Annotated in this window: 4 protein-coding genes; 1 reads left to right on the forward strand and 3 read right to left on the reverse strand. The window is 74.6% G+C overall.

Annotated elements, in window-relative coordinates; translation table 11 throughout:
• Nucleotides 1–83: 83 nt before the first annotated feature.
• Nucleotides 84–1,172, forward strand: coding sequence for a LuxR C-terminal-related transcriptional regulator (locus ACFT55_RS18690; RefSeq protein WP_380245348.1), 1,089 nt, complete (start codon nt 84–86; stop codon nt 1,170–1,172).
• A gap of 30 nt (nt 1,173–1,202) precedes the next feature.
• Here ACFT55_RS18690 and ACFT55_RS18695 read toward each other — a convergent pair whose 3' ends face one another.
• From ACFT55_RS18695 to ACFT55_RS18705, 3 genes are read right to left on the reverse strand one after another with little or no spacing between them, the layout of a single operon-like run.
• Nucleotides 1,203–3,644: a beta-glucosidase gene (locus ACFT55_RS18695; protein ID WP_380245350.1), complete on the reverse strand. Its 2,442-nt coding sequence runs from the start codon at nt 3,642–3,644 to the stop codon at nt 1,203–1,205.
• Nucleotides 3,645–3,679: 35 nt separating this feature from the next.
• The gene (locus ACFT55_RS18700) at nt 3,680–4,513 is read right to left on the reverse strand and encodes a carbohydrate ABC transporter permease (RefSeq protein WP_380245349.1); all 834 of its coding nucleotides are present in this window, start codon (nt 4,511–4,513) and stop codon (nt 3,680–3,682) included.
• A complete protein-coding gene (locus ACFT55_RS18705; protein WP_380245351.1) occupies nt 4,510–5,508 on the reverse strand; it encodes a carbohydrate ABC transporter permease in 999 nt (332 codons plus the stop codon). The genes ACFT55_RS18700 and ACFT55_RS18705 overlap by 4 nt, the downstream gene beginning before the upstream one ends.
• Nucleotides 5,509–5,529: the final 21 nt, after the last annotated feature.

Raw genomic sequence — 5,529 nt, forward strand, 5'->3', positions numbered from 1 at the left:
CCGCACGGGGTGCCCGGCCGCGGTCCGTCCGCGGCGCGACGCGCCGACTTGTCTCCCGTGCCCGCACGCCGCACACTCCCGGCGTGCCCACCGTCGAGCCCGACCGCCCGCAGCCCGAGGACGAGACCGCCCCGGTCGGCCTCGGACCCGACCCGTCCGTGCTGTCCCTGCTCGGCCTGGACGGCGACATGCTGCGGGTGTACCGGGCGGCCCTGCGCACCGGGGCGACGTCGTCGGGCGAGCTGGCCGCGCTCGCGGGGATCGACGTCGACGGGGCGGAGCGCGGGCTCGCTCGCCTCGCGGCGGACGGCTTCCTCACGGCCTTCGGGGCCGTGGCCCCGCGCGCGGCCCTGCGGTCGGTGGTCACGCGGCGGATGGCGGAGCTCGCGGCGCGGGAGGCCGAGCTGCGCACGGTGGACGCGATGGTGGACGGCCTCGCCGACGGGCTCTGGCCCTCCGACGCGCGGCTGCCGGTCAGCGACGCCAGCCTCGTGGTGGGCACGCCCGAGATCGCGCGGCTGACGACCCACCTCGTGATGTCCGCGCGGCGCGAGGTGCTCGTGCTGGACACGCCGCCGTACGTCCAGCTCGGGGCCGGCCGCCCGGGCGACGCGTCCACGCACTTCAGTGTCGGGGCGGACGACGACGTCGACCAGGCCCTGGCCCGCGGCGTCGTGTCGCGCCGCATCGTCTCCCAGGAGGGCCTGGACGTCCCCGGCCGGGCCGAGGGGATCCTCGAGCTCGGCGGCGCGGGGATGTCCGTCCGCGTCCGCGCGACGCTGCCCACCAAGCTCCTCGTCGTGGACCGCGAGACCGCGCTGCTGCCGCCGTCCGCGTCCGCCGACGCCACGACGACGGCCCTGGTGCTGCGCGGCGGCCTGCTCGCGCACGTCCTCGTGCCGCTGTTCGAGGCGCTGTGGGACGACGCGGTGCCGATCGCCGGCCCGGGGGACGACGACCGGCACCCGGACGGCGCGCTCACCGCCGAGGAGCGCGAGCTCCTCACGATGCTGGCGGCAGGCCTCAAGGACGAGGCCGTGGCGCGCCAGCTCGACGTGCACGTGGCCACGGCCCGCCGGCGCATCACCGCCCTGCTGACGCGGCTGGGCGCGACCAGCCGCTTCCAGGCCGGCGTGCAGGCGGCCCGGCGCGGCTGGCTCGGGGACGTCTGACGGAGCCCCTGACTGCAACGGGCGGTGACGTCACCCCACTCTCGACGTCACCACCCGCCGGTCGGCGACGGTCACCGCGTACGTCTCGCCCGTGACGACCAGCGTCGCGCGCGGCGTCGCGGTGCCCGGCAGCTCCCGCTTCTCCGCACGACGCGCGCTGGTGATGGCGCCGCCGGTGGCACCCTGCACGTCCTCGGCGTCCACCTCGGGGGTGGCGGCCACGTGCGACCCGACCCACACCTCGACGTCGCCCGGCTCGACGACGCGCACCAGGCGGCGGTCGGCGAACGCGAGGCGCGTGGTGGGGACGTCGAACCGCACGACGACGGACTCCCCCGGCTCCAGCGCGACCCGGTGGTACGCGAGGAGCTGCGCCACGGGCCGGGTGACGGACCCGTGCACGTCGCGCCCGTAGAGCTGCACGACGTCCGACCCGGCGAGCGTCCCCGTGTTGGTGACCCGCACCGCGGCCGCGAAGTCGCCGCCCGCAGCGACCTCGGCGTCCACGTCCAGGTCGGTGTACGCGAACGACGTGTACGACAGGCCGAACCCGAACGGGCGCAGCGGCGTCGAGTCGGTGGACGTGACGTCCGACGGGCCGCCGAGCACCGGGTGCAGGTAGGAGTACGGCTGCGCGCCCGCCGACCGAGGCAGCGACACGGGCAGCCGCCCCGACGGGTTGACGGCGCCGGCGATCGCCGCGGCGACGGCGGTGCCGCCCTCCTCCCCCGGGAAGAACGCCTGCAGCACGGCACCCGGCCGACGGTCCCCGTCGTCCCCGGTGACGTCGAGCGCCCAGTCGATCGCGTACGGGCGGCCGCTGAGCACCACCATGACGACGGGGGTGCCGGTGGCCAGCACGGCCTCGACGAGGCCCCGCTGCACGCCGGGCAGCTCCAGCGACTCCGCGTCGTTGCCCTCGCCCACGGTGCCGCGGCCGAACAGGCCCGCGTGGTCGCCGACCACGACGACGGCCACGTCGGCCGAGGACGCCGCGGCGACGGCCTCCGCGAAGCCGGACGTGTCCTCGCCCTCGACGTCGCAGCCGGCGGCGTGCACCAGCTCCGGCTGGGGCAGTCCCGCGGCACGGAACGCGCCCCCGATCGCCTCGAAGACGGTGGGGATGTGGAAGCCCTTCGGCACCTCGGGGTGGTGCGCCAGCACGTGGTTGGCGAACGAGTAGCAGCCCATGAGGGCGTCGCTGCGGTGCGCGTTGGGCCCGACGACGGCGACCCGCGCGGGCGCGGCGCTCCACGACCGCAGCGGCAGCACGCCGTCGTTGGTGAGCAGGACGAGCGACTCCTCGGCGAGCCGACGGGCCACGTCACGGTGGGCGGGCGAGTCGAGGTCGACGACCGCGGGCGGCTCGCCGGCGAAGGCGTCGTCGTCGAGCAGCCCGAGCTCCTCCTTCTGCGCGAGGGCGCGCAGCACGGCTCGGTCCACGTACCCCTCGTCGAGCGTGCCCGCGCGCACGAGCGCGGCGAGCGGCTCGAGGTAGGCGTCCCCCGAGGGCAGCTCGATGTCGAGGCCGGCCTCGAGCGCCTGCGCGGCGGCCTCGCCGCGGTCGGCGGCCACGCGGTGCATGACCTCGAGGAACGCGACGCCGAAGTAGTCGGCGACGACGGTGCCGTCGAAGCCCCACCGCTCGCGCAGCACCTCGGTGAGGTACTCCGCGCTGGCGTGCATCGGCACGCCGTCGACGTCGACGTACGACGCCATGACGGACCGCACCCCGCCGTCGCGCACCGCCATCTCGAACGGCGGCAGGTAGACGTCGGCCATCTCGCGCGGTCCGGCCGAGACGGGCGCGTGGTTGCGCCCGGCGCGGGAGCCGGAGTAGCCGACGAAGTGCTTGAGCGTGGCGTGCACGCCGGCGTCCTGCAGGCCGCGCACGTACGCGGTGCCGACCGTGCCCACCAGGTACGGGTCCTCGCCGATGCACTCGTCGACGCGGCCCCAGCGGGGGTCGCGCACGACGTCGAGCACGGGCGCGAGACCCTGGTGGATGCCGAGCTCGCGCATCGAGCCGCCGATGACGCGGCCCATCTCGGCCACGAGGTCGGGGTCGAACGACGCGCCCCACGCGAGCGGCGTCGGGAAGGTCGCGGCCTTCCACGCGGACAGGCCGGTGAGGCACTCCTCGTGCACGAGGGCCGGGATGCCGAGCCGGGTGTCGCGGCGCAGGCGCTGCTGCTCCGCCCACAGCCACGCGGCCCGGTCCGCCGGGTCCACCGGCCGGGTCCCGTACACGCGGGTGTAGTGGCCGATGCCGTGCCGGGTGACCTCCTCGAGCCGGCCGCCGTCACCGGCCGCCATCTCGCCCTGCATCGGCGCGACCACGTCGCCGCCCCGGTCGAGCCAGTAGCCCACCAGCTGCGCGAGCCTCTCGTCGAGCGTCATCCGGGCGTGCAGCGCGCGGACGCGCTCGCTCACGACGGGAGCCGCGGGCAGGGGCGCGGCGGGCTGGGGCATGGCAGGGACAGGCTGGGTCACGAGCTCTCCTTCGGTCATCCCTTCACGGCTCCCTGCAGGCCGTTCACGATGCGCTTCTGCATCGCGAGAAAGAACACCAGCGCAGGGATCATCGCCAGCGTCGTGAACGCGAACACGCCGGCGGTGTCGGCCGAGTGCTCCGAGGAGAAGTCGGCGACGCCGAGGGGCAGCGTCCGCATGTCGCCCTGCAGCAGCAGCAGGGGCAGGAGGTAGGCGTTCCAGGACCCGACGAACGCGAGCACGCCGACGGTCACCATCCCCGGCCCCGACAGGGGCAGCAGGATGCGCCAGAAGAACCCGACCCGGCTGGCGCCGTCGAGCTGCGCGGCCTCCTCCAGCTCGGCGGGCAGCGCCATGAGGAACGGCCGCAGGATCACGACCGTCATCGGCAGCGCGAACGCCGCCTGCGGCAGCGCGACCCCCCACCAGGTGTTGCCCATCTGGTAGTTCTGCGTGACCAGGATGAACAGCGGGATGATCGCGACGGTGGCGGGGAACAGCAGCCCGATGACGAACACGAGGAACAGCGCCTCGCGCCCCTTGAACCGGTAGCGCGCCAGGGGGTAGGCGGCCATCACGCCGAACACGACGACGACGGCGGTGGTGAGCACGGCGATGATCGTCGAGTTGAGGAAGTACCCCCAGAACGGCGACCCGGGCGCGAGCACCTTGGCGTAGTTCGTCAGCACCCACGGGCCCGGCAGGGCGGCCGGGTCCTCGGCGATCTGCGCGTTGGTGCGGAACCCGCCGAGCACCCCGTACAGCACGGGGCCGAGGGTGACCGCCACCACCACGAGGGCGATCGCGTAGACGAGGACGTTGCCGCCCCCGGCACGTGTGCGGCTCATCGGGTGGCCTCCTGGGTGTCACGGCGCAGCACGACGCGCTGGTAGGCGAGGGCGAGCACCAGGGCGATGACGAAGAGCACCACCGAGGCGGCGCCCGCGATGCCGAAGTTCTGCCGCTTGGTGCCCTCGTTGACCAGGAACGTGGCCATCGTGGTGGTCGCGTTCGCGGGTCCGCCGCCGGTGAGGATCCACACCATGTCGAACAGCTGCAGCGAGCCGATCATCGACAGGAAGCCCCACGTGCGCATGGTCGGGCCGAGCAGCGGGACCGTGATGCGCCGCTGCACCTGCCACCAGGTCGCGCCGTCGAGCTGGGCGGCCTCGTACAGCTCGTCGGGCACGCCCTGCAGGCCGGCGAGGAAGAGGATCACGGCGAGCCCGAGGTACTTCCAGGTCAGCACGACGAGCACCGTGCCGAGCGCGTACTCGGGCGTCCCGAGGAAGCCCTGGTCCGGGCCGTGCAGGCCGACGGCGGCGAGCATCGAGTCGATGACGCCGTACTCCGGCTGGAGCAGCTGGAACCACACGACGCCGGCGATGACCTCCGCCAGCACGTACGGGACGAAGATGATGGTGCGCAGCAGGCCCTGGCCCCACATCTTGCGGTTGAGCAGCAAGGCGATCGCGAGCCCGAGGGGCAGCTGCAGCAGGATCGACCCGACGACGATGACCAGGTTGTGGACGACGGCGTCGGTGAAGACCTCGTTGGTCAGCACCGAGACGTAGTTGCGCAGGCCGACGAAGTCGACCATGGGGCCGTAGCCCTTCCAGCGGTACAGCGACATCTGCACGGCCGTGGCGACCGGGACCACCACGAACGCCACGAGGAGCGCGAGGGCCGGCGTCACGAAGAGAGCGATCTCCGCCCGCTTGCGCCACACCCCGGCACTGCCGCGGCGCCCGTGCGGACGGCGGTGCGGCCCCCCAGGGAGGGGGCCGGGCGGGGGGCCGCCGGGCGGGGGCGCGGCTGGAGGGGGGCCCCCCCCCCCCCCCAGCTCGGGGGCCCCAGCCCACGC

Origin of the sequence: Isoptericola sp. NPDC057191, from assembly GCF_042670225.1 — a bacterium.
Lineage (GTDB): Bacteria > Actinomycetota > Actinomycetes > Actinomycetales > Cellulomonadaceae > Isoptericola.